This window comes from Streptomyces sp. NPDC031064, assembly GCF_055570965.1.
Genome location: NZ_JBVIGF010000004.1, coordinates 41,891 through 61,162 on the forward strand (window position 1 = coordinate 41,891; position 19,272 = coordinate 61,162).

Here is a 19,272-nt window from a genome sequence, read left to right on the forward strand (position 1 = left end):
GCGAGGGGGTGATCCGCGGCACTGGCTCTCATCTACGCGCAGGTAGGACTTACTCTCTTGCCGTCAAGGTCCTCCCCCACCCGCAGGAGGGCCTCATCCGCCGCTTCGTACTTGGGAGTCACCACCGTGACCGATGTGACCGACGGCGTCCTGCACACCCTGTTCCGATCGGAGCAGGGGGGCCACGAACAAGTCGTGCTGTGCCAGGACCGCGCCTCCGGCCTGAAGGCCGTCATCGCCATCCACTCGACCGCCCTGGGCCCCGCCCTCGGTGGTACCCGCTTCTACCCGTACGCCTCCGAGGAAGACGCCGTCGCGGACGCGCTGAACCTGTCCCGGGGCATGTCGTACAAGAACGCCATGGCCGGTCTGGAGCACGGCGGCGGCAAGGCCGTGATCATCGGTGACCCGGAACTGATCAAGACCGAGGAGCTGCTGCTGGCGTACGGCCGGTTCGTGGCCTCGCTCGGCGGCCGGTACGTCACGGCCTGCGACGTCGGCACCTATGTGGCTGACATGGACATCGTCGCCCGGGAGAACCGCTGGACCACCGGCCGCTCCCCCGAGAACGGCGGCGCCGGCGACTCCTCCGTCCTCACCGCCTACGGCGTCTTCCAGGGCATGCGCGCCTCCGCCCAGCACGCCTGGGGCGACCCGACGCTGCGCGGCCGCAAGGTGGGCGTCGCGGGCGTCGGCAAGGTGGGCCACTACCTGGTGGAGCACCTGCTGGAGGACGGCGCGGAGGTCGTCATCACGGACGTACGGGAGGAGTCGGTGCGCCGGATCACCGACAAGTTCCCGCAGGTCACCGTGGTCGCGGACACCGACGCGCTGATCCGCACCGAGGGCCTGGACGTCTACGCCCCGTGTGCGCTCGGCGGCGCGCTGAACGACGACACCGTGCCCGTACTGACGGCGAAGGTGGTGTGCGGCGCGGCCAACAACCAGCTCGCGCACCCCGGCGTCGAGAAGGACATCGCGGACCGCGGGATCCTCTACGCCCCCGACTACGTCGTCAACGCCGGCGGTGTGATCCAGGTGGCCGACGAGCTGCACGGGTTCGACTTCGACCGGTGCAAGGCGAAGGCCGCGAAGATCTTCGACACCACGCTGGCGATATTCGCACGTGCGAAGGAAGACGGGATTCCGCCGGCCGCCGCGGCCGACCGGATCGCCGAGCAGCGCATGGCGGAGGCACGCCGCGGGTAATTCCGCGGTGAGCCGTGGTTGACAGCGTCGACCCGCCGGCCGCCGTGAGCGTGTTTCCCCCGGAGGGAGACATGGCTCACGCCGGTCGGCGGGTCGACCGGCAAGAAGAGGTTAAAATCGCTGCTGACCAGCGAGGACAGGGCGCCTCGTCGGTCCTGCTCCGGGGCGCGTCATGCGGGCGGCGTACCGTATGGCCGCGGAAGCAGGTACCGTTGAAGCCCTACGGGCCGGTCTCTCCACGGAGAGTCCGTTCCGAATCATGAACGCGTGTCAAGACTCTGGGGCCGTCGAGCCCCGTCACCGAGGGGGTCGAGCCATGGGGCGCGGCCGGGCCAAGGCCAAGCAGACGAAGGTCGCCCGCCAGCTGAAGTACAACAGCGGCGGGACTGACCTGTCGCGTCTGGCCAGCGAGCTGGGCGCTTCTACTCCGCAACCGCTCTCGCAGCCGCCGAATGGCGAGCCTTTCGAGGACGATGACGAGGAAGACGACCCGTACGCCCGCTACGCGGAGTTGTACAACGACGACGATGACGAGGACGACGAGTCCGGTCCGTCGGCACAGCGTCGCGGTGCTTGACGCCTGATTTCACTCAACCCGGTCCGGGGCCCCGCCCCGGACCGGGTTCTGTGCTGCTCAGCTCGCGTACTCCCCGGTCAGGGTCGCGCCCGTGGTGTGCTCGCCGCGCTCGGTGATCTCACCGGCGACCCAGGCGTCCACGCCCCGGTCCGCCAGCGTGGTCAGCGCCACGTCGACCGACTCGGCGGGGACGACGGCCATCATGCCGACGCCCATGTTCAGGGTCTTCTCCAGCTCCAGCCGCTCCACCTGACCGGCCTTGCCGACCAGGTCGAACACCGCGCCGGGGGCCCAGGTCGACCGGTCGACCGTGGCGTGCAGCGCGTCCGGGATCACCCGGGCGAGGTTCGCGGCGAGGCCGCCGCCGGTGATGTGGCTGAACGCGTGCACATCGGTGGTCCGGGTGAGCGCCAGGCAGTCCAGCGAGTAGATCTTGGTGGGCTCCAGCAGCTCCTCGCCGAGGGTGCGGCCGAACTCCTCGACCTGCTGGTCCAGGCGCATCCCGGCCCGGTCGAACAGCACATGGCGGACGAGCGAGTACCCGTTGGAGTGAAGGCCCGAGGACGCCATGGCGATGACCGCGTCACCCGTACGGATGCGATCGGCGCCCAGCAGCCGGTCGGCCTCCACCACGCCCGTACCGGCGCCGGCGACGTCGAAGTCGTCCGGGCCCAGCAGGCCGGGGTGCTCGGCGGTCTCGCCGCCGACGAGGGCGCAGCCGGCCAGGACGCAGCCCTCGGCGATGCCCTTGACGATGGCGGCGACCCGCTCGGGGTGGACCTTGCCGACGCAGATGTAGTCCGTCATGAACAGCGGCTCGGCGCCGCACACGACGATGTCGTCCATGACCATCGCGACCAGGTCGTGGCCGATGGTGTCGTAGACGCCCATCTGGCGGGCGATGTCGACCTTCGTGCCGACGCCGTCGGTCGCGGAGGCCAGCAGCGGGCGCTCGTAGCGCTTGAGGGCGGAGGCGTCGAAGAGACCGGCGAAGCCGCCGAGGCCGCCGAGGACCTCGGGGCGCTGGGTCTTCTTCACCCACTCCTTCATCAGCTCGACGGCGCGGTCGCCCGCCTCGATGTCGACGCCCGCGGCTGCGTAGCTGGCACCGGTGGTCTCAGTCTCAGACATGACTGTGAGAACTTTCGTGTCGTACTGCAGGGATTGCGGGTGGTCCTACGGGCGACGGAGCGCGTCGGCCGCGGCCGTGGCGGCCGGTCCGGCGGCCAGCTCGGTCTCCAGGAGCTGCTTGCCGAGCAGCTCGGGGTCCGGCAGCTCCATCGGGTACTCACCGTCGAAGCAGGCGCGGCACAGCTTCTGCTTGTCGATGGTGGTGGCCTCGATCATGCCGTCGATGGAGATGTACGAGAGGGAGTCGGCGCCGAGCGACTTGCCGATCTCCTCGACCGTCATGCCGTTGGCGATCAGCTCGGCGCGGGTGGCGAAGTCGATGCCGAAGAAGCACGGCCACTTCACGGGCGGGGACGAGATCCGGATGTGGACCTCGGCGGCCCCGGCCTCGCGGAGCATCCGGACGAGAGCGCGCTGGGTGTTGCCGCGGACGATCGAGTCGTCCACGACCACCAGGCGCTTGCCCTTGATGACTTCCTTCAGCGGGTTCAGCTTCAGCCGGATGCCGAGCTGGCGGATGGTCTGGGACGGCTGGATGAAGGTCCGGCCGACGTACGCGTTCTTCACCAGGCCCGCGCCGAAGGGGATGCCGCTGGCCTCCGCGTAGCCGATCGCGGCGGGCGTGCCGGACTCGGGCGTCGCTATGACCAGGTCGGCCTCGACGGGGGCTTCCTTGGCCAGCTTGCGGCCCATCTCCACACGGGAGAGGTACACGTTCCGGCCGGCGATGTCGGTGTCGGGGCGCGCCAGGTACACGTACTCGAAGACACAGCCCTTGGGCTTCGCTTCCGCGAATCGCGAGGTGCGGATGCCGTTCTCGTCGATGGCGATCATCTCGCCCGGCTCGACCTCGCGGACGTAGGCGGCGCCGCAGATGTCGAGGGCGGCGGACTCGGAGGCGACGACCCAGCCGCGCTCCAGGCGGCCGAGGACCAGCGGGCGGATGCCCTGCGGGTCGCGGGCGGCGTAGAGGGTGTGCTCGTCCATGAAGACGAGGGAGAAGGCGCCCCGGACCTCGGGGAGGACCTTGGCGGCCGCCTCCTCGATGGTCAGCGGCTTGCCGTCGTCGTCGACCTGGCCCGCGAGGAGCGCGGTGACGAGGTCGGTGTCGTTGGTGGCGGCCACCTGCGTGGCGCGGCCGTCCTTCTTGGGCAGGTCGGCGACCATCTCGGCGAGCTGGGCGGTGTTGACCAGGTTGCCGTTGTGGCCGAGCGCGATGGAGCCGTGGGCGGTGGCCCGGAAGGTCGGCTGCGCGTTCTCCCACACGGAGGCGCCGGTCGTCGAGTAGCGGGCGTGTCCGACCGCGATGTGACCCTGCAGGGAGCCGAGGGAGGTCTCGTCGAAGACCTGGGAGACCAGGCCCATGTCCTTGAAGACGAGGATCTGGGAGCCGTTGCTGACCGCGATTCCCGCGGATTCCTGACCCCGATGCTGGAGGGCGTAGAGCCCGAAGTACGTGAGCTTTGCGACCTCTTCACCCGGAGCCCAGACACCGAAGACGCCGCAAGCGTCCTGGGGGCCCTTCTCGCCGGGAAGCAGATCGTGATTGAGTCGACCGTCACCACGTGGCACGCCACCGAGTGTAGGCGAGGTCGACCACTGGTCCGAATTGGGGACGGAGCTGCTCGGCGGGCCGGCGGGAGGCGCAGCGGATCGTTCCATTCCGGTTGCGCCCCGCCGATGGGCGCCTGACCAGCGGCTGAGCAGGCCCTGAGCGGGCCGGACGGCCCCCGGGCCGGGGCTGACCAGGGGCGCCGGACCCGCTGCGGGTCGCGCCGGGTGTGACGGACCTCGCAGCCGGTCCGGACCCTACTTGGCGCCCTCCGCGCCGGCCGCGAAGCCGGCTCCGTCCGGGGCGGTGACCGTCAGGCTGCGGTGGTCGATCTTGTACGTGACCTTGCCCTTCATCGTCTCCAGCAGGGCGCGCTCCAGCTCCATCTCGGGGCCCGGGCACAGCTTGCGGGTGCTGGTGACGCGGCCGAACGTCAGCGTCGAGCCGTCGGTGGTGACGGGGGCGTTGAACTGGTTGCAGCCCAGGTTGCCGCGTACGGAGCCGTCCTTGCCGAACACGAAGGACGCCTTGCCCTCGGTGCCGGCCGGCAGGGAGGTGGCGGCCTGGCCGGAGACCAGCGAGTTCACCGTCCACTTGGTGCCGACGAGCGGTGCCGGGGGCTGCTCGCTGAGCCGGATCGAGTCGCCGTCGGTGGTGGTCAGCGTCAGCTCGCCGTCGGCCAGTCGCGCCTTGAGCTTGCCGGTCAGGGCGGACTTCAGCGCGTCCTCGAAGCCCTGGAGCGGCTCGGGGCAGCCCATCTCGGTCATGCCCGTGTCGCTGAGGGTGATCGTGTCGCCCTCGACGACCGCCCTGGCGTTGAAGTGGTTGCAGCCGAAGTTGCCCTTGGCCTGGCCCTTGGGGTCGATCTCGACGTGGGCGCCGGCCGGGGCTGCGGTCTTCCTGCCGTCGACGGTGACGCTCTCGACGGTCCAGTGCACCCCGGTGACCGGCACGTCGGGGCGTACGGAACCGCTGCCGTCGCCCGCGCCCGATCCGTTCCCGCTCTGGGTGCCGCAGGCGGTGAGGCCCAGGGCGAGGAGCGGGACGAGCGCGGCGGCGGCCCGGGGGAGGTGCGGGGGATTCTTCAGCATGGTCGGCATGGTGATGGGACGGACGGGGTGGGGCGCCGGTTCCGTTTCGGGGCCGTCCGAGGGCGTTGGGCCGGGGACGGGCTCAGCCGAGGACCGGGAGGTGGGCCGACAGGTCCGCCCGTTCGCCGCTCGCGTGGACCCGCGCCGCGGCCAGGGCCTCCGCCCACGAGGTGCGTCCCGTGGCGAGCCGGATCCACGTCAGCGGGTCGGTCTCCACGACGTTCGGCGGCGTCCCACGGGTGTGCCGGGGACCCTCGACGCACTGCACCACCGCGTGCGGCGGCACCCGCACCTCCACCGACCCGCCCGGGGCCTTCACCGCGAGCGCGTCGGCGAGCAGCCGGGTGCAGGCGGCCAGCGCCCGGCGGTCGTACGGGAGGTCGAGCCCGGTGGCGTCGTTCAGGTCGTCGGTGTGGACGATCAGCTCGACCGTGCGGGTCACCAGGAAGTCGGCGAGGCGGACGCCGCCGAAGCGGGTGACGATGAGCCGCTCGTCCGGGGCCGCCGCCAGTACGTCGGCGAGCCGCTGCCCGGTCTCCTCGTACAGTTCGGCCAGCGCGCCCGGGGTCTCCGCGGCCGCCTCGGCGATCTCGCGGGTGTCGTGGTCGACGTCCCCGGCGTACTTCCGGGTGGCGAGCGGCCAGTCGAGCAGGGCCAGGTCCCGGGTGGCCGGCTCGGGCTCGGCCACGCCCCGGATCACCGAGCGCACGGCCATCGTGACGTGCGCGGCCAGTTCGCGGACCGTCCACTCGCCCAGCCGCGTCGGCAGGGCGAGTTGCCCGGGCGTGAGGGTCAGGACCCCTTGGCGTACGTGGTCGAACTGGGCGAGCACGGCGGCCCGCGTCTTGGCGGGGTCGTAGCTGCGGGTGCGCTTCTTGGCGGGAGGCATGGGCCGAGGCTAGCCGCGCCGCCGTGTGGCAGGGCCGTATCCCCCGGCGGAGACTGGAAGAGGGTTACGAGAGGGGTGTGAGGATCATGGCGCAACACCCTGACGCCGCACTGGTGCGCAAGGCCTACGAAGCGTTCACCACAGGAGACATGGACACGGTCGCCTCCCTGATGACGGGTGACTGTACGCACCACGCGCCCGGCGAAAGCCGGATGTCCGGGCACATCAAGGGCCGTGACAACGTGATGGCCCACTTCGGACAGCTCATGGAGCTGACCCACGGCACCTTCCGGGTGGAGCTGCAGGACGTCTTCGCGGACGGCCGAGGCCACGTCATGGCCGTCCACAAGTGGCACGGCGACCGCGGTGACCGGGGCATCGAGATGAAAGGCGGCATGTTCATCACCATCATCGACGGCAAGTTCTCCGACGTCGACGAGTGCGTGGAGGACATCGACGAGGCCGACGCCTTCTGGGGTCAGCCCGAGTAGGCGCGGGGGTCGGGCGAGTCGGCGCCCGCCCCCACGGTGAACCTCTCGCCGCCCGCCGGGACACCGACACCACGCCAGGTGAACGGGATGCCACGGGCGGTGCTCGGGTCGGGGCCGTCCATGAGCTGGAAGTGCAGGTGCGGTTCCGTGGAGTTGCCCGAGTTGCCGCAGTGAGCGATCGGCTGCCCGGCGGCGACCCGGTCGCCCGTGCGCACCCGCAGCGAGCCGCGCCGGAGGTGGGCGTACATCGCGTACGTACCGTCGCCGAGGTCCAGCACGATGTGGTTGCCGAGGATGCGGCGCGGCCCGCCCAGTGACCGGAACAGGCCCTCCACCAGCAGGAAGTACGGCAGCGCGGGCAGCGAGTTGCGGCTGAGGTGGTCGCGTTGGCGGTCCTCGGCGTGCACCACCGTCGCGTCCGCGACCGCGAGGAGCGGGGCGCCGAAGGCGGGGAAGTCGCCGTTGCGCAGCACGACGGGCCACAGCGGGGCGAAGGACGGCCTAGGGCGCGTCTCCGACTCGGCCACGATGTCGATGGCGTACGTCTGGGCCAGGAAGTGGGTGCCGTGGCTCGGCACCTTGTCCGCCGGGCTGTTCAGGGCGGACCAGGTGCCGGCGACCGGCGGGTCCACCTCGACCGCGTCGCGTGCGCCACCGCCGCCGCCGTCGGCGGTGGGGGCGGCGGCGATACGGCGCTCCTCCGTGCGGTTCAGCGCGATGCGGATGGCGACGGCGGCCAGGGCGGGAAGCCAGCCGACCCAGTAGTCGTACGGCAGGTCGACGAAGGGCGAGGCGAGCGCCTGGACGATGAAGAGCGACCACAGGACGCGGACGAGTATCGCCGCGGTCTTGCGCATGGACATGCTGTTCCCCCGTGTTCGGTTGCGGTTTTACGGCGTTACGGCCCTACGGCTTTACGAGCCCTCCGGCCGGGCGGCGGCCAGGGCCACCAGCAGCGGCACCACGCGCCCCGCCGGGACCTCGTAGCGGCCACGCCCGGCGGTGTGGAGCCAGCCCGCGCCGGTCAGTTGGCGCAGGTGGTGGTAGATCTGGCCGGTCGTGCCGATCTCCTCCAGCGCGGCCAGCTCCGCGGCGGTGCGCCGGCCGCCGACGATCTCGCGCAGGAGCCGGAGCCGGACGGGGTGGCCGAGCGCCGCGAAGGACTCGGCGGCCTCCGTCCAGTCGCCGTCCAACTGCTCGTCGGTGAGGACGCCGTACTGCCACTCGTACTGCTCCCCCGTCGGCAGCCGCACGGCTCCGGTGAACAGCACCCCGCCGTCGGGCACGCCCGCCTGGGCGAGCTGCGCCTTGAGCCCTTCCAGGGCCCAGAAGTCGCCCTCCCAGACGGGCGGTACGGCACGGTCGCCGCTCTCCAGCGCCGCCATGCGCCGCTCGAGCTCCGCGACGCGCTCCTCCAGCTCCATGACCTAGAGAATACGTAGTTACGTAATTACGTGCAAGCGAGGAAGCACAAAAGAGCCCCCGCCCGGACCACCGGGTCCGGACAGGGGCTCTCTCAGCGGGGTCGGGTCAGGCGAGCAGACCCGGGATGGTCGCCTCGTGCGCCGTACGCAGCTCGCTCAGCGCGACGCTGAACTCGCCCTGCACGTCGATCTCGTCGCCGTCCACCACACCGATCCGCGTCGCGGGCAGGCCCCGCGCGCCGCACATGTCGGTGAAGCGGAGCTCCTCGCTGCGCGGGACGGACACGACCGCACGGCCGGCCGACTCGCTGAACAGGAACGTGAAGGCGTCCAGACCGTCCGGGACGACCAGGCGCGCGCCCTTCCCGCCGCGCAGGCAGGACTCGACGACCGCCTGGACGAGACCGCCGTCCGACAGGTCGTGGGCGGCGTCGATCATGCCGTCACGGGAAGCGGCGATCAGGATCTCGCCGAGCAGTTTCTCCCGGTCCAGGTCCACCCGCGGCGGCAGGCCGCCGAGGTGGTTGTGGACGACCTCGGACCAGGCCGAGCCGCCGAACTCCTCGTGCGTGTCGCCCAGCAGGTAGAGGAGCTGGCCCTCCTCCGCGAAGGCGATGGCCGTACGGCGGTTCACGTCGTCGATCACGCCCAGCACGGCCACCACCGGCGTCGGGTGGATCGCCACCTCGCCCGTCTGGTTGTACAGCGAGACGTTGCCGCCGGTCACCGGCGTACCGAGCTGCCGGCAGCCGTCCGCCAGACCGCGCGTGGCCTCGGCGAACTGCCACATCACCGCCGGGTCCTCGGGCGAACCGAAGTTCAGGCAGTCGGAGATGGCGAGCGGCTTGGCACCGGAGGCGGCGACATTGCGGTACGACTCCGCCAGCGCGAGCTGCGCGCCCGTGTACGGGTCGAGCTTCGCGTACCGGCCGTTGCCGTCCGTCGCGATCGCCACGCCGAGGTTGGTCTCCTCGTCGATCCGGATCATGCCGGAGTCCTCGGGCTGGGCGAGGACGGTGTTGCCCTGCACGAACCGGTCGTACTGGTCGGTGATCCACGCCTTGGAGGCCTGGTTCGGGTGCGCGACCAGTTGGAGGACCTGCGCGCGCAGTTCCTCGCCGGAGGTGGGCCGGGGCAGTTTGTTCGCGTCGTCGGCCTGGAGGGCGTCCTGCCACGCGGGCCGCTCGTACGGCCGGTGGTAGGTCGGGCCCTCATGGGCGACCGTGCCCGGCGGCACGTCCACGATCTGCTCGCCGTGCCAGAAGATCTCCAGCCGGTCGCCGTCGGTCACCTCACCGATGACGGTGGCGATGACGTCCCACTTCTCGCAGATCTCCATGAAGCGGTCGACGTGCTGCGGCTCGACGATCGCGCACATGCGCTCCTGCGACTCGCTCATGAGGATCTCCTCCGGCGAGAGCGACGCGTCACGCAGCGGCACGGTGTCCAGCTCCACGCGCATACCGCCGGTACCGGCGGAGGCGAGCTCGCTGGTCGCACAGGACAGGCCCGCGCCACCGAGGTCCTGGATGCCCGCGACGAGCTTCTCCTTGAAGATCTCAAGGGTGCACTCGATCAGGAGCTTCTCCTGGAACGGGTCGCCGACCTGGACGGCGGGCCGCTTGGTCGGCTTTGTGTCGTCGAAGGTCTCCGAGGCGAGCACCGAGACGCCGCCGATGCCGTCGCCGCCCGTGCGGGCGCCGTACAGGATGACCTTGTTGCCGGGGCCGGAGGCCTTGGCCAGGTGGATGTCCTCGTGCTTCATCACGCCGATGCAGCCGGCGTTGACCAGCGGGTTGCCCTGGTAGCAGGAGTCGAAGACGACCTCGCCGCCGATGTTCGGCAGGCCCAGGCAGTTGCCGTAGCCGCCGATGCCCGCGACCACGCCCGGCAGGACGCGCTTGGTGTCGGGGTGGTCGGCCGCGCCGAACCGCAGCGGGTCGACGACCGCGACCGGGCGGGCGCCCATCGCGAGGATGTCGCGGACGATGCCGCCGACGCCGGTGGCCGCGCCCTGGTAGGGCTCGATGTACGAGGGGTGGTTGTGCGACTCGACCTTGAAGGTCACCGCGTACCCCTGGCCGACGTCGACGACGCCCGCGTTCTCGCCGATGCCGACGAGCATCGCGTCGTTCTCGGGGGCCTTCTCGCCGAACTGCTTCAGGTGGACCTTGCTGCTCTTGTACGAGCAGTGCTCCGACCACATCACGGAGTACATGGCCAGCTCGGCACCGGTCGGGCGCCGGCCGAGGATCTCCCGGATGCGCTCGTACTCGTCCTTCTTCAGGCCGAGCTCGGCCCACGGCTGCTCGACGTCGGGGGTCTCGGTGGCGTGCTTGACGGTGTCGAGGCTCATCAGACGTTGACCAGCTTCTTGAGGATCGAGGTGAAGAAACCGAGCCCGTCGGTACGGCCCGTACCGACCAGCGGCTCAACGGCGTGCTCCGGGTGCGGCATCAGGCCGACGACATTGCCGGCGGCGTTGGTGATGCCGGCGATGTCCCGCAGCGAGCCGTTCGGGTTGAAGTCGACGTACCGGAAGACGACCCGGCCCTCGGCCTCCAGCTCGTCGAGCGTGCGCTCGTCGGCGACGTACCGGCCGTCGATGTTCTTCAGCGGGATGTGGATCTCCTGGTCCTGCGCGTAATCGGCGGTCCAGGAGGTCCCCGCGTTCTCCACCCGCAGCTTCTGGTCGCGGCAGATGAAGTGCAGGTGGTTGTTGCGCAGCATCGCGCCGGGCAGCAGGTGCGACTCGGTCAGCACCTGGAAGCCGTTGCAGATGCCCAGGACCGGCATTCCGGCCCTGGCCTGCTCGATGATCGTTTCCATCACCGGCGAGAACCGGGAGATGGCCCCGGCGCGCAGGTAGTCGCCGTAGGAGAACCCGCCCGGCAGGACGACCGCGTCGACCTGCTTGAGGTCCTTGTCGCGGTGCCAGAGCGGGACGGGCTCCGCACCCGCCAGCCGGACCGCGCGCAGCGCGTCCCGGTCGTCGAGCGTCCCGGGGAAGGTGACGACCCCGATCCGAGCGGTCACGACTCCACCTTCACGACGAAGTCCTCGATGACGGTGTTGGCGAGGAACGTCTCGGCCATCTCATGGATGCGGGCGAGGGCGGCGTCATCGACCGGCCCCTCCACATCGAGCTCGAAACGCTTTCCCTGACGGACGTCGGCGATCCCCTCGAAACCGAGGCGGGGCAGTGCGCGCTGCACCGCCTGTCCCTGCGGGTCGAGGATCTCCGGCTTGAGCATGACGTCGACTACGACGCGTGCCACTGGCACTCCCGGTGGTGTGTTGCGTGGGCGGTTCCCTCAGCGTACCTGTCTCCAAAATCTACGCGAGTAGACATCTGGAGGACCCTACAAATGGACACAGGAACACGCCGACATCCAGCAGGAAAAATCCCGGAAAAGAATGCCACCGGCCATTGCCTCCGGACACGCTGATGCAATTGCCTGGGCTTCACAATGCCATGTGATCCGCTGTACAAAGGAATACAGCGGAAAGCAGCATTGCCCGTCAACAGCCGTAAATCCGGTATAGCCGCATGTCAGACATGTCACGTCAGGCATGTCAAGCAGGTCAGGGCGGCACACCGCGGGAAAGGACCGATATCCGTGGCGCAGCGCGTAGTGGTCACGCTCTTCGACGACATCGACGGAGGAGAAGCGACGGAAACGGTCACCTTCGGCCTCGACGGCAAGATGTACGAGATCGACCTCAACCCCGCCAATGCAAAGAAACTGCGCAAGGCCCTTGAGCCGTACGTGGAGGCCGGCCGCAAGCGGTCCGTCGGCGGCGGTACCGGAACCGGCCGCGGCAAGTCCCGCGCCTCGTACAAGCACACCTCGCTCGAACCCGACCCGGCGGCGGTCCGCGCCTGGGCGCAGTCGAACAAGATGGACGTCCCGGCCCGCGGCCGGATCCCGAAGCGGGTCTACGAGGCGTTCCGCGAGGCGAGCTGACGCCCCGCCGCCCCACCCCGGCGCCCCCTCGGAGCACCGAGTTGCGCGACACCCCTGGTGATCCGCTAGAGTCTGGATCACGCCGAGGGGCGAGGCCGAAAGGCCCCGGACCTCACGCAGCGTGCGGGTGTAGTTCAGTAGTAGAACATCCCCCTTCCAGGGGGAAGGCGCAGTGTGCGATTCCTGTCACCCGCTCTGCATCGCTTACCAACCACTCCGGTGGATCAGGTACAGTGGTGTTCGCACCGCCCGGTGAAAGTCGGTCGGGAGCAATGCGGACGTGGCTCAGTTGGTAGAGCATCACCTTGCCAAGGTGAGGGTCGCGAGTTCGAATCTCGTCGTCCGCTCAGAGTACGAAGGCCCCGGTCATCACGACCGGGGCCTTCGGCGTTCCGCCACCGGGTCGCCGCCCGATGACATTTGTCATCGACAACCGGTGACAGCGCGGCCTGCCCCCGCGCGGCGGGTGGCGGAAGCCTTGAGGCATGACCAACGTGATTGAGGCGGAGGACCTCCGGCGCCGCTACGCCGGGGGGTTCGAGGCCGTGACGGGCATCACCTTCTCCGTGGCGCGCGGCGAGATCTTCGCCCTGCTCGGCACCAACGGCGCCGGCAAGACCTCCACCGTGGAACTGCTGGAGGGCCTCGCCCGCCCGAGCGGCGGCACCGTACGGGTCCTCGGCCACGACCCGTACGCCGAACGCGCCGCGGTCCGGCCCCGGATCGGCGTGATGCTCCAGGAGGGCGGTTTCCCCTCCGACCTCACGGTCGCCGAGACCGTACGGATGTGGGCCGGCTGCACCACCGGTGCGCGGCCGGCCGGGGAGGCGCTGGAGATGGTCGGGCTGGGCGCCCGGTCCGGGGTGCGCGTCAAGCAACTGTCCGGCGGCGAGAAGCGGCGGCTCGACCTGGCACTGGCCCTGCTCGGCCGCCCCGAGGTGCTGTTCCTGGACGAGCCGTCGACCGGCCTGGACGCGGAAGGGCGGCGCGACACCTGGGAGTTGGTGCGGGCGCTGCGGGACGGCGGTACGACCGTGCTGCTCACCACGCACTACCTGGAGGAGGCCGAGTCGCTCGCCGACCGGCTGGCCATCATGCACCAGGGGCGGATCGTGACGGCCGGCACGCCCGCCGAGGTGACGGCCTCGCGGCCGGCCCGCATCCGCTTCGCCCTCCCCGAAGGGGTGCCGGCCGGGCGGCTGCCGCTGTCACTGCGGGCCGCGGCGACGGGCCGGCGGGTCGAGATCCGTACCCACGAGCTCCAGGACGCCCTCGGCGAACTGCTGCTGTGGGCCCGCGAGACGGACGTACGGCTCGAAGGGCTCGACGCCCGGTCCGCCTCCCTGGAGGAGGCCTTCCTCGACATCGCGCGGAACGACGCACGGAACGACGTCCGGAACGACGCACGGAACGAAACGGTGGGTATGTGACATGACCTCGGTGGCGGAACGCATGGGCGCGCTGGGGCGGGCCGAGCTGACCCTCCTCGTACGGAACCGGTACGCGCTGTTCACCGCGCTGCTGATGCCCGTGCTGATGGTGGGGGTGCTGCGGTCCTCGCTCGACCGGGTCGACCTCGAACGGGCCGGGATGAGCGCCCTTGAGGCGGCGCTGAGCGGCGGCGTGGTGATGATGCTGATCCTCGTCGTCTACCTCAACCTCGTCTCGGCGTACGTGGCGCGGCGCGAGGAGCTGGTGCTCAAGCGGCTGCGCACGGGCGAGGCGTCCGACCGGGAGATCCTCGCCGGGACCGCGCTGCCCGCGCTGGTGCTCGCGGTGGCGCAGAGCACGCTGATCGTGGCGGCCGGCGTGGTGTTCCTCGGCACCCGGGCACCGCAGCGGCCGGAACTCCTGGTGCTGGGGGTGCTGTTGGGTGTGGTGATGCTCATCGCGCTCGCCGGGGCGACGGCCGCGGTCACCCGGACCGTGGAGAGCGCACAGATCACCACCATGCCGCTGTTCCTGATCTCGGCGATCGGCTCCGGCCTGTTCGTCCCGCTGGAGATACTCCCGGAGAAGGTCGCCTCCGTGTGCGAACTGCTGCCTCTGTCGGGCGTGATGACGCTGGTACGGGCCGGCTGGCTGGGCGGCGCCGGGGACGCGAGGGAACTGGTGGGCGCGGCGCTGACGGCGCTGGCCTGGACGGTTGTCTCGGTGTTTGCTGTGCAGCGGTGGTTCCGCTGGGAACCACGGCGCTGACGTACGGGGTCGGGGGGGATACGGGGATGAAGCTGACCGGGTGGTGGAGCCGGCGGAGCAACCCGGAGAAGGTCGAGCTCTACACCCGTTGGTCGTTCCACACGTTCGTGCTGATCGAGGTCGGCGCGATCGGACTGCGGGCGTTCGCCGGTGCGCCGCAGCCGCTGGGCGGCTGGCTGCTGTTGCTGTCGTGTGCGCACGCCGTGCTGGGCGGGGTGGTGTCGTCGAGGGCGCTGGACTGGAACGTGGGCCGGCGGGAGCGCCCCTACCGGCTCATCGCCGCGCACGGCGCGCTGTCGGTGGGGGCGGCGGCCGGGGCGCTGGTGCTGTACAGGGTCGGTGCGCTGAACGAAGCGGGGACCGCCGGCGCCGTGGTGATCGGGGCGCTCGGCTTCGGCATCTGCTCGGTGGTGCTGTGCATGGCGAAGGTCCGGCACATGCTGTACCTGGTGCTGGCGACGGGGGCGGGGCTCGGGCTGCTCTGCCTGGCGCTGGGGATGCGCCGGGGCGAGGCGGCCGGGTTCGCGGTAGGGCTCCTGATCGCCGGGCTGATGCTGGCGTTCACCAGCGGGTTCTCGGGGTGGCTGCTGCGGGCGGTGTGGGAGCTGGACGCGGCGCGCGAGCTCCAGGCGCGGCTCGCGGTCGCGGAGGAGCGGCTGCGGTTCGGGCGGGACCTGCACGACGTGATGGGCCGCAACCTGTCCGTGATCGCCCTGAAGAGCGAGCTGGCCGTACAGCTCGCCCGGCGGGGCAAGGCGGAGGCGGCCGTGGAACAGATGGCCGAGGTGCAGCGGATCGCCCAGGAGTCCCAGCGGGAGGTGCGGGACGTGGTGCGGGGTTACCGGGAGGCCGATCTGCACACGGAGCTGGAGGGCGCGCGGAGCGTGCTGGCGGCGGCCGGGATCGCGTGCACGGTGGACGTGGCGGAGGCGTCGGCGGAGGCGGAGCTGCCGGCGCGGGTCCAGTCGGCGCTCGCCTGGGTGGTGCGGGAGGGGACGACGAACGTGCTGCGGCACGGGGACGCCCGGCGGTGCACGGTGTCGGTGTCGGTGCCGGGAGCGGGGCCGGGGTCGGGGTCGGGAGCGGGGCCGGGGTCGGGAGCGGTTGGCGCGGAGGAGAGGTGCGTGGTGCTGGTGGTGGAGAACGACGGGGTGGACGGTGGTTCTTCCGCCGGGGCCGGATCGGGTCCTGGGACCGGGTCGGGCCTGGCCGGGCTGCGGGAGCGGCTGGCGGCGCTGGACGGGACGCTGGAGGCCCGGCGGGTGAGCGGCGGGCGGTTCCGGGTGACGGCACGGGTGCCGGTGGGGGCCTCGGTGCCGGAGGAGGGGCCCCCGGTGCCGGAGGGGGCTGCCTCGGTGCGGGAGGGGGCGCGGTGACCGCCCCCGTACGCGTACTGCTGGCCGATGACGAGCACCTGATACGGGGCGCCCTGGCCGCCCTGCTCGGGCTGGAGGACGATCTCGTGGTCGTCGCCGAGGCGGCGTCCGGGCCCGAGGCGCTCGCCATGGCCCGGGCGCACCTGCCGGACGTCGCGGTGCTGGACCTCCAGATGCCGGGCGCGGACGGTGTGAAGGTCGCCACATCGCTGCGGGCCGAGCTCCCCGGGTGCCGGACCATGATCGTGACCGGGCACGGGCGTCCCGGGCACCTGAAGCGGGCCCTCGCGGCGGGCGTGCGGGGCTTCGTACCGAAGACCGTCAGCGCCCAGCGGCTCGCCGAGATCATCCGTACCGTGCACGCCGGAAACCGTTACGTCGACCCCGAGTTGGCCGCCGACGCCATCTCCGCCGGGGACTCCCCGCTGACCGCCCGGGAGGCGGAGGTGCTGGAGCTGGCGATGGACGGGGCGCCGATCGCGGAGATCGCCGAGCGGGCGTCCCTGTCGCCCGGGACGGTACGGAACTACCTGTCGTCGGCCGCCTCGAAGCTGGGCGCCGAGAACCGTCATGCGGCGGCACGTCTCGCGCGGGAGCGAGGTTGGGTATAGTGGTCTCGCGCTACGGCGCATGCGGACGTAGCTCAGTTGGTAGAGCGCAACCTTGCCAAGGTTGAGGTCGCGAGTTCGAGCCTCGTCGTCCGCTCAGATGGAAGCCCCCCGGCCGGTCGGCCGGGGGGCTTCCGCGTTCACCGCGCCTACTGCCAGGCGTGGCCGGTCAGCAGCTCGTACGCCTCCAGGTACTTCGCCCGGGTCGCGTCCACGACCTGTTGCGGGAGGGGCGGGGGCGGCTGCTCGCTCGTGCGGTCCCAGCCCGAGGCCGGCGAGGTCAGCCAGTCGCGGACGTACTGCTTGTCGTACGACGGCTGGGCGTGGCCCGGCTCCCAGGCGTCGGCCGGCCAGAAGCGCGAGGAGTCCGGCGTCAGCACCTCGTCGGCGAGGACCAGGCCGTCGCCGTCGTGGCCGAACTCGAACTTGGTGTCCGCGAGGATGATGCCCCGGTCGCGGGCGATGTCCCGGGCGCGGGAGTAGATCGCGAGGGTCGACTGGCGGAGCTGGGCGGCGGTCTCCGGGCCGACCTGGCGGGCGACCTCCTCGTACGACACGTTCTCGTCGTGGTCGCCGACGGCCGCCTTGGTGGCGGGGGTGAAGATCGGCGCGGGCAGCTCGGAGCCGTCGGTGAGGCCTTCGGGGAGGGCGAGGCCGCAGACCGTACGGGACTCGTTGTACTCGGCGAGGCCGGAGCCGGTGAGGTAGCCGCGGGCCACGCACTCGACCGGGACCATGCGCAGCGACCGGCAGATCAGGGTGCGGCCCGCCCAGTCGGCGGGGGCGCCGGCGGGCAGCTCGGTGGAGATGACGTGGTTGGGGATGAGATCGGCGAGCCGGTCGAACCACCAGAGCGAGAGCTGGGTGAGGACACGGCCCTTGTCCGGGATCTCGGTGGGCAGCACCCAGTCGTAGGCGGAGATGCGGTCACTGGCGACCATGACGAGCTCGCCCGCCTCGTTCTGGTACAGGTCGCGCACCTTGCCGGTGTGCAGATGCACCAGGCCCGGGACCTCGACGGGCTCGGGCTTTTCGACGAATCCGGACACGGTTCCTCCCCGTGGTTCTGTCCAATCGACTCCGATTCTCCCGCATGCGGGAGCCGGGGCTTTGGCCAGGGGTCTCGCGGAACGTGTGGGGCGCGCGGGATCTTCAGGAAGGATCTTCGGGATGAGCCTTTCAGGGGGGTTCTAGTCCCGTTTGCAGATGCGGTCCAGGAGGTTGGCCGTGGCGCGCTGGATACGGAGGTCGACATGACCCGGCCGGTCCAGGGCCGGTGACCAGGCGAACGTGCCCGAGGCGAACACCAGGGCGCCGGAGGGGGCCCGGTACAGGGAGGTCTCCTGGTGGCGCACGTTGTTCTCGCCGTCCCGGTAGGGGGAGTGGGCGAGCAGGATGCGGCGCCGGTGCTCGGGGAGGGCGGTGCGCGGGAAGTACCGGTCGGCCTCGCCGGCGACCAGGCCGGGCAGTTCGTCGCCCTCGCCGGCGCCCGTGGCGTCCCAGAGCCAGTGCTCGGCGTTGCGGACGACCATCGGGTGCGGTTCCGGGACCCGGCCCGCGTACTGGATGCCGAGGAGCTGCTGCTCGGGCCGGTCGATCTCGCGCCACAGGGCGGGCTTGCCCGGGCCCCGGCGTTTTCGGCAGGTGAGGAGCCGGTCCGGGACGCCGGAGGGCGAGGGCGCCAGCTCGACCTGCCAGTACATGGTGTTGGCGGACAGGAACACCAGCGAGGTGCCCTGGTCGCGGGCCTGCTCCACGGTGCGGCGCATGGGCACCGACCAGTACTCGTCGTGGCCGGGGAAGACCAGGCCCCGGTACCGGGTCGGGTCGATGCGGCCGGCGTGCAGGTCGCGCGCGTCGGCGTAGGCGAGGTCGTAGCCGTACCGCTCCGCCCAGCGGATGAAGTCGTAGGCGTGGCCGACGTGGAGCGGCAGCCCCGCGCCCGCGTAGGGGCGGTCGAAGGAGACGGTGGTGGCGGCGTCCTCCTCGCCGAGCAGGCGGCCGTCCTCGTCCCAGGCGTGGTAGAGGCTGGCCCCGGTGCGGCCGTCCTCCGGATAGAGGTTGTACGCCTGCCAGGTGATGTCCGGGAGGAGCAGGAGCAGGTCGGCGGGGTGGCTGTCGCGGACGGTGAAGGGGATGTGGGAGCGGTAGCCGTCGAGGGTGGTGAGGACCGCCACGTACGCGCCGATCGACCAGTAGGACGGCACCTGGAGCCGCCAGGAGAGCCACCAGTGGTGGCAGGAGACCGTCCGGTCGGCGGTGAGCGGGGGCGGCTGGACGATGCCGGAAAGGCGCGGGCTGGTGGTGATCTTGGCGGCGCCGTCGCCCGCGTAGTGCCCGATCCGATAGATGTCGACCGAGAACTGCTGGGGCGGGTCCACGGTGATGTGGAAGTCGATCGCCTCGCCGGGGGCGACCGCGCCGGTGGAGGCGAAGCCCTTGATCTGCCGGCGTACGTCGTCGGCGGAGCGCGGTCCGCCGTGGCCGCCGCGTGCGAGGGCGGGGTCGGCGTACCAGGGGACGACCTGGCCGGTGTCGCCGAAGTACTGCTCGCTGCCGCGGAGCCAGGGCAGCGGTCCCTGGCCGAACGGGTCCGTGACGGCATGGGCGAGGGCTCCCGATTCCCACCGCCGAATCTGTTCCGCCCCCATGTGCGCCCCTCCCTCGATTCCCCCGCGACTGTCAGTGCCGGTCTCCAGCACATCACATAACGCACTCACTCCGTCACCGTTCGTCGTTAATTGGCGAGAACGGAAC

19 protein-coding genes and 3 tRNA genes are annotated in these 19,272 nt (G+C 71.0%); 11 read left to right on the forward strand and 11 right to left on the reverse strand.

Features of this window, described 5'->3' with window-relative positions; genetic code table 11:
• Window positions 1-126: 126 nt before the first annotated feature.
• Both ACZ46W_RS15405 and ACZ46W_RS15410 read left to right on the forward strand, forming a co-directional pair.
• Window positions 127-1,209 carry a Leu/Phe/Val dehydrogenase gene (locus ACZ46W_RS15405; protein WP_468337141.1) on the forward strand — a complete coding sequence of 361 codons (1,083 nt, stop codon included), beginning with the start codon at window positions 127-129 and terminating at the stop codon, window positions 1,207-1,209.
• 316 nt (window positions 1,210-1,525) lie between these two features.
• Window positions 1,526-1,786, forward strand: a complete 261-nt coding sequence (locus ACZ46W_RS15410) for a DUF3073 domain-containing protein (RefSeq protein ID WP_366127865.1) — start codon at window positions 1,526-1,528, stop codon at window positions 1,784-1,786.
• Between the two features lie 57 nt (window positions 1,787-1,843).
• Here the strand turns inward: ACZ46W_RS15410 and purM are convergent, their stop codons facing one another.
• From purM to ACZ46W_RS15430, 4 genes are all read right to left on the reverse strand, one after another.
• Window positions 1,844-2,917 carry a phosphoribosylformylglycinamidine cyclo-ligase gene (gene purM, locus ACZ46W_RS15415; protein WP_468337144.1) on the reverse strand — a complete coding sequence of 358 codons (1,074 nt, stop codon included), beginning with the start codon at window positions 2,915-2,917 and terminating at the stop codon, window positions 1,844-1,846.
• Between the two features lie 45 nt (window positions 2,918-2,962).
• On the reverse strand, window positions 2,963-4,489 hold the full coding sequence (gene purF, locus ACZ46W_RS15420; RefSeq protein ID WP_126886813.1) for an amidophosphoribosyltransferase: 1,527 nt from the start codon (window positions 4,487-4,489) through the stop codon (window positions 2,963-2,965).
• 237 nt (window positions 4,490-4,726) lie between these two features.
• Window positions 4,727-5,560 carry an META domain-containing protein gene (locus ACZ46W_RS15425; protein WP_468337147.1) on the reverse strand — a complete coding sequence of 278 codons (834 nt, stop codon included), beginning with the start codon at window positions 5,558-5,560 and terminating at the stop codon, window positions 4,727-4,729.
• Window positions 5,561-5,642: 82 nt separating this feature from the next.
• Window positions 5,643-6,449 carry a maleylpyruvate isomerase family mycothiol-dependent enzyme gene (locus tag ACZ46W_RS15430; RefSeq protein ID WP_468337150.1) on the reverse strand — a complete coding sequence of 269 codons (807 nt, stop codon included), beginning with the start codon at window positions 6,447-6,449 and terminating at the stop codon, window positions 5,643-5,645.
• An 86-nt stretch (window positions 6,450-6,535) separates the two neighbouring features.
• Here ACZ46W_RS15430 and ACZ46W_RS15435 point away from each other — a divergent pair, with 86 nt between their 5' ends.
• Window positions 6,536-6,940, forward strand: coding sequence for a nuclear transport factor 2 family protein (locus ACZ46W_RS15435; protein ID WP_468337154.1), 405 nt, complete (start codon window positions 6,536-6,538; stop codon window positions 6,938-6,940).
• Here the strand turns inward: ACZ46W_RS15435 and ACZ46W_RS15440 are convergent.
• From ACZ46W_RS15440 to purS, 5 genes are all read right to left on the reverse strand, one after another.
• Window positions 6,928-7,803, reverse strand: coding sequence for a M23 family metallopeptidase (locus ACZ46W_RS15440; RefSeq protein ID WP_468337157.1), 876 nt, complete (start codon window positions 7,801-7,803; stop codon window positions 6,928-6,930). The two genes, ACZ46W_RS15435 and ACZ46W_RS15440, sit on opposite strands and share 13 nt — an antisense overlap.
• 51 nt (window positions 7,804-7,854) lie before the next feature.
• Window positions 7,855-8,364: an ArsR/SmtB family transcription factor gene (locus ACZ46W_RS15445; protein WP_468337160.1), complete on the reverse strand. Its 510-nt coding sequence runs from the start codon at window positions 8,362-8,364 to the stop codon at window positions 7,855-7,857.
• A 106-nt stretch (window positions 8,365-8,470) separates the two neighbouring features.
• The gene (gene purL, locus ACZ46W_RS15450) at window positions 8,471-10,720 is read right to left on the reverse strand and encodes a phosphoribosylformylglycinamidine synthase subunit PurL (protein ID WP_468337163.1); all 2,250 of its coding nucleotides are present in this window, start codon (window positions 10,718-10,720) and stop codon (window positions 8,471-8,473) included.
• Complete coding sequence (gene purQ, locus ACZ46W_RS15455) at window positions 10,720-11,400, reverse strand: phosphoribosylformylglycinamidine synthase subunit PurQ (RefSeq protein ID WP_468337166.1); 681 nt, start codon at window positions 11,398-11,400, stop codon at window positions 10,720-10,722. Before purQ ends, purL begins: the two co-directional genes overlap by 1 nt.
• Window positions 11,397-11,642: a phosphoribosylformylglycinamidine synthase subunit PurS gene (purS, locus tag ACZ46W_RS15460; RefSeq protein ID WP_073756364.1), complete on the reverse strand. Its 246-nt coding sequence runs from the start codon at window positions 11,640-11,642 to the stop codon at window positions 11,397-11,399. Before purS ends, purQ begins: the two co-directional genes overlap by 4 nt.
• A gap of 342 nt (window positions 11,643-11,984) precedes the next feature.
• On the opposite strand from purS, the gene ACZ46W_RS15465 reads away from it, so the two are divergent.
• The 8 genes from ACZ46W_RS15465 (at window position 11,985) to ACZ46W_RS15500 (ending at window position 16,612) form a co-directional block, all read left to right on the forward strand.
• On the forward strand, window positions 11,985-12,332 hold the full coding sequence (locus ACZ46W_RS15465) for a histone-like nucleoid-structuring protein Lsr2 (RefSeq protein ID WP_468337170.1): 348 nt from the start codon (window positions 11,985-11,987) through the stop codon (window positions 12,330-12,332).
• A gap of 123 nt (window positions 12,333-12,455) precedes the next feature.
• Window positions 12,456-12,527: transfer RNA gene (locus ACZ46W_RS15470), tRNA-Gly, on the forward strand.
• 79 nt (window positions 12,528-12,606) lie between these two features.
• Window positions 12,607-12,679, forward strand: a tRNA-Gly gene (locus ACZ46W_RS15475).
• 138 nt (window positions 12,680-12,817) lie between these two features.
• Complete coding sequence (locus ACZ46W_RS15480; RefSeq protein WP_468337173.1) at window positions 12,818-13,762, forward strand: ABC transporter ATP-binding protein; 945 nt, start codon at window positions 12,818-12,820, stop codon at window positions 13,760-13,762.
• 1 nt (window position 13,763) lies between these two features.
• Complete coding sequence (locus ACZ46W_RS15485; RefSeq protein ID WP_468337176.1) at window positions 13,764-14,531, forward strand: ABC transporter permease; 768 nt, start codon at window positions 13,764-13,766, stop codon at window positions 14,529-14,531.
• 26 nt (window positions 14,532-14,557) lie between these two features.
• Window positions 14,558-15,907: a sensor histidine kinase gene (locus ACZ46W_RS15490; protein WP_468337179.1), complete on the forward strand. Its 1,350-nt coding sequence runs from the start codon at window positions 14,558-14,560 to the stop codon at window positions 15,905-15,907.
• Window positions 15,904-16,518, forward strand: a complete 615-nt coding sequence (locus ACZ46W_RS15495) for a response regulator (RefSeq protein ID WP_468337182.1) — start codon at window positions 15,904-15,906, stop codon at window positions 16,516-16,518. Before ACZ46W_RS15490 ends, ACZ46W_RS15495 begins: the two co-directional genes overlap by 4 nt.
• Window positions 16,519-16,539: 21 nt before the next feature.
• Window positions 16,540-16,612 (forward strand) — tRNA-Gly (locus ACZ46W_RS15500).
• Between the two features lie 52 nt (window positions 16,613-16,664).
• Here ACZ46W_RS15500 and ACZ46W_RS15505 read toward each other — a convergent pair.
• Complete coding sequence (locus tag ACZ46W_RS15505) at window positions 16,665-17,564, reverse strand: phosphoribosylaminoimidazolesuccinocarboxamide synthase (RefSeq protein WP_468337185.1); 900 nt, start codon at window positions 17,562-17,564, stop codon at window positions 16,665-16,667.
• A gap of 141 nt (window positions 17,565-17,705) precedes the next feature.
• On the reverse strand, window positions 17,706-19,166 hold the full coding sequence (locus ACZ46W_RS15510) for a N,N-dimethylformamidase beta subunit family domain-containing protein (protein ID WP_468337188.1): 1,461 nt from the start codon (window positions 19,164-19,166) through the stop codon (window positions 17,706-17,708).
• Window positions 19,167-19,272 lie beyond the last annotated feature (106 nt).

What these genes read in the sequence shown, in the direction of transcription:
- ACZ46W_RS15410 (WP_366127865.1), top strand. Translation starts at nt 1,526, where the DNA reads ATGGGGCGCGGCCGGGCCAAGGCCAAGCAGACGAAGGTCGCCCGCCAG.
- purM (WP_468337144.1), bottom strand. Translation starts at nt 2,917, where the DNA reads ATGTCTGAGACTGAGACCACCGGTGCCAGCTACGCAGCCGCGGGCGTC.
- ACZ46W_RS15425 (WP_468337147.1), bottom strand. Translation starts at nt 5,560, where the DNA reads ATGCTGAAGAATCCCCCGCACCTCCCCCGGGCCGCCGCCGCGCTCGTC.
- ACZ46W_RS15430 (WP_468337150.1), bottom strand. Translation starts at nt 6,449, where the DNA reads ATGCCTCCCGCCAAGAAGCGCACCCGCAGCTACGACCCCGCCAAGACG.
- ACZ46W_RS15435 (WP_468337154.1), top strand. Translation starts at nt 6,536, where the DNA reads ATGGCGCAACACCCTGACGCCGCACTGGTGCGCAAGGCCTACGAAGCG.
- ACZ46W_RS15440 (WP_468337157.1), bottom strand. Translation starts at nt 7,803, where the DNA reads ATGTCCATGCGCAAGACCGCGGCGATACTCGTCCGCGTCCTGTGGTCG.
- ACZ46W_RS15445 (WP_468337160.1), bottom strand. Translation starts at nt 8,364, where the DNA reads ATGGAGCTGGAGGAGCGCGTCGCGGAGCTCGAGCGGCGCATGGCGGCG.
- purL (WP_468337163.1), bottom strand. Translation starts at nt 10,720, where the DNA reads ATGAGCCTCGACACCGTCAAGCACGCCACCGAGACCCCCGACGTCGAG.
- ACZ46W_RS15480 (WP_468337173.1), top strand. Translation starts at nt 12,818, where the DNA reads ATGACCAACGTGATTGAGGCGGAGGACCTCCGGCGCCGCTACGCCGGG.
- ACZ46W_RS15485 (WP_468337176.1), top strand. Translation starts at nt 13,764, where the DNA reads ATGACCTCGGTGGCGGAACGCATGGGCGCGCTGGGGCGGGCCGAGCTG.
- ACZ46W_RS15490 (WP_468337179.1), top strand. Translation starts at nt 14,558, where the DNA reads ATGAAGCTGACCGGGTGGTGGAGCCGGCGGAGCAACCCGGAGAAGGTC.
- ACZ46W_RS15510 (WP_468337188.1), bottom strand. Translation starts at nt 19,166, where the DNA reads ATGGGGGCGGAACAGATTCGGCGGTGGGAATCGGGAGCCCTCGCCCAT.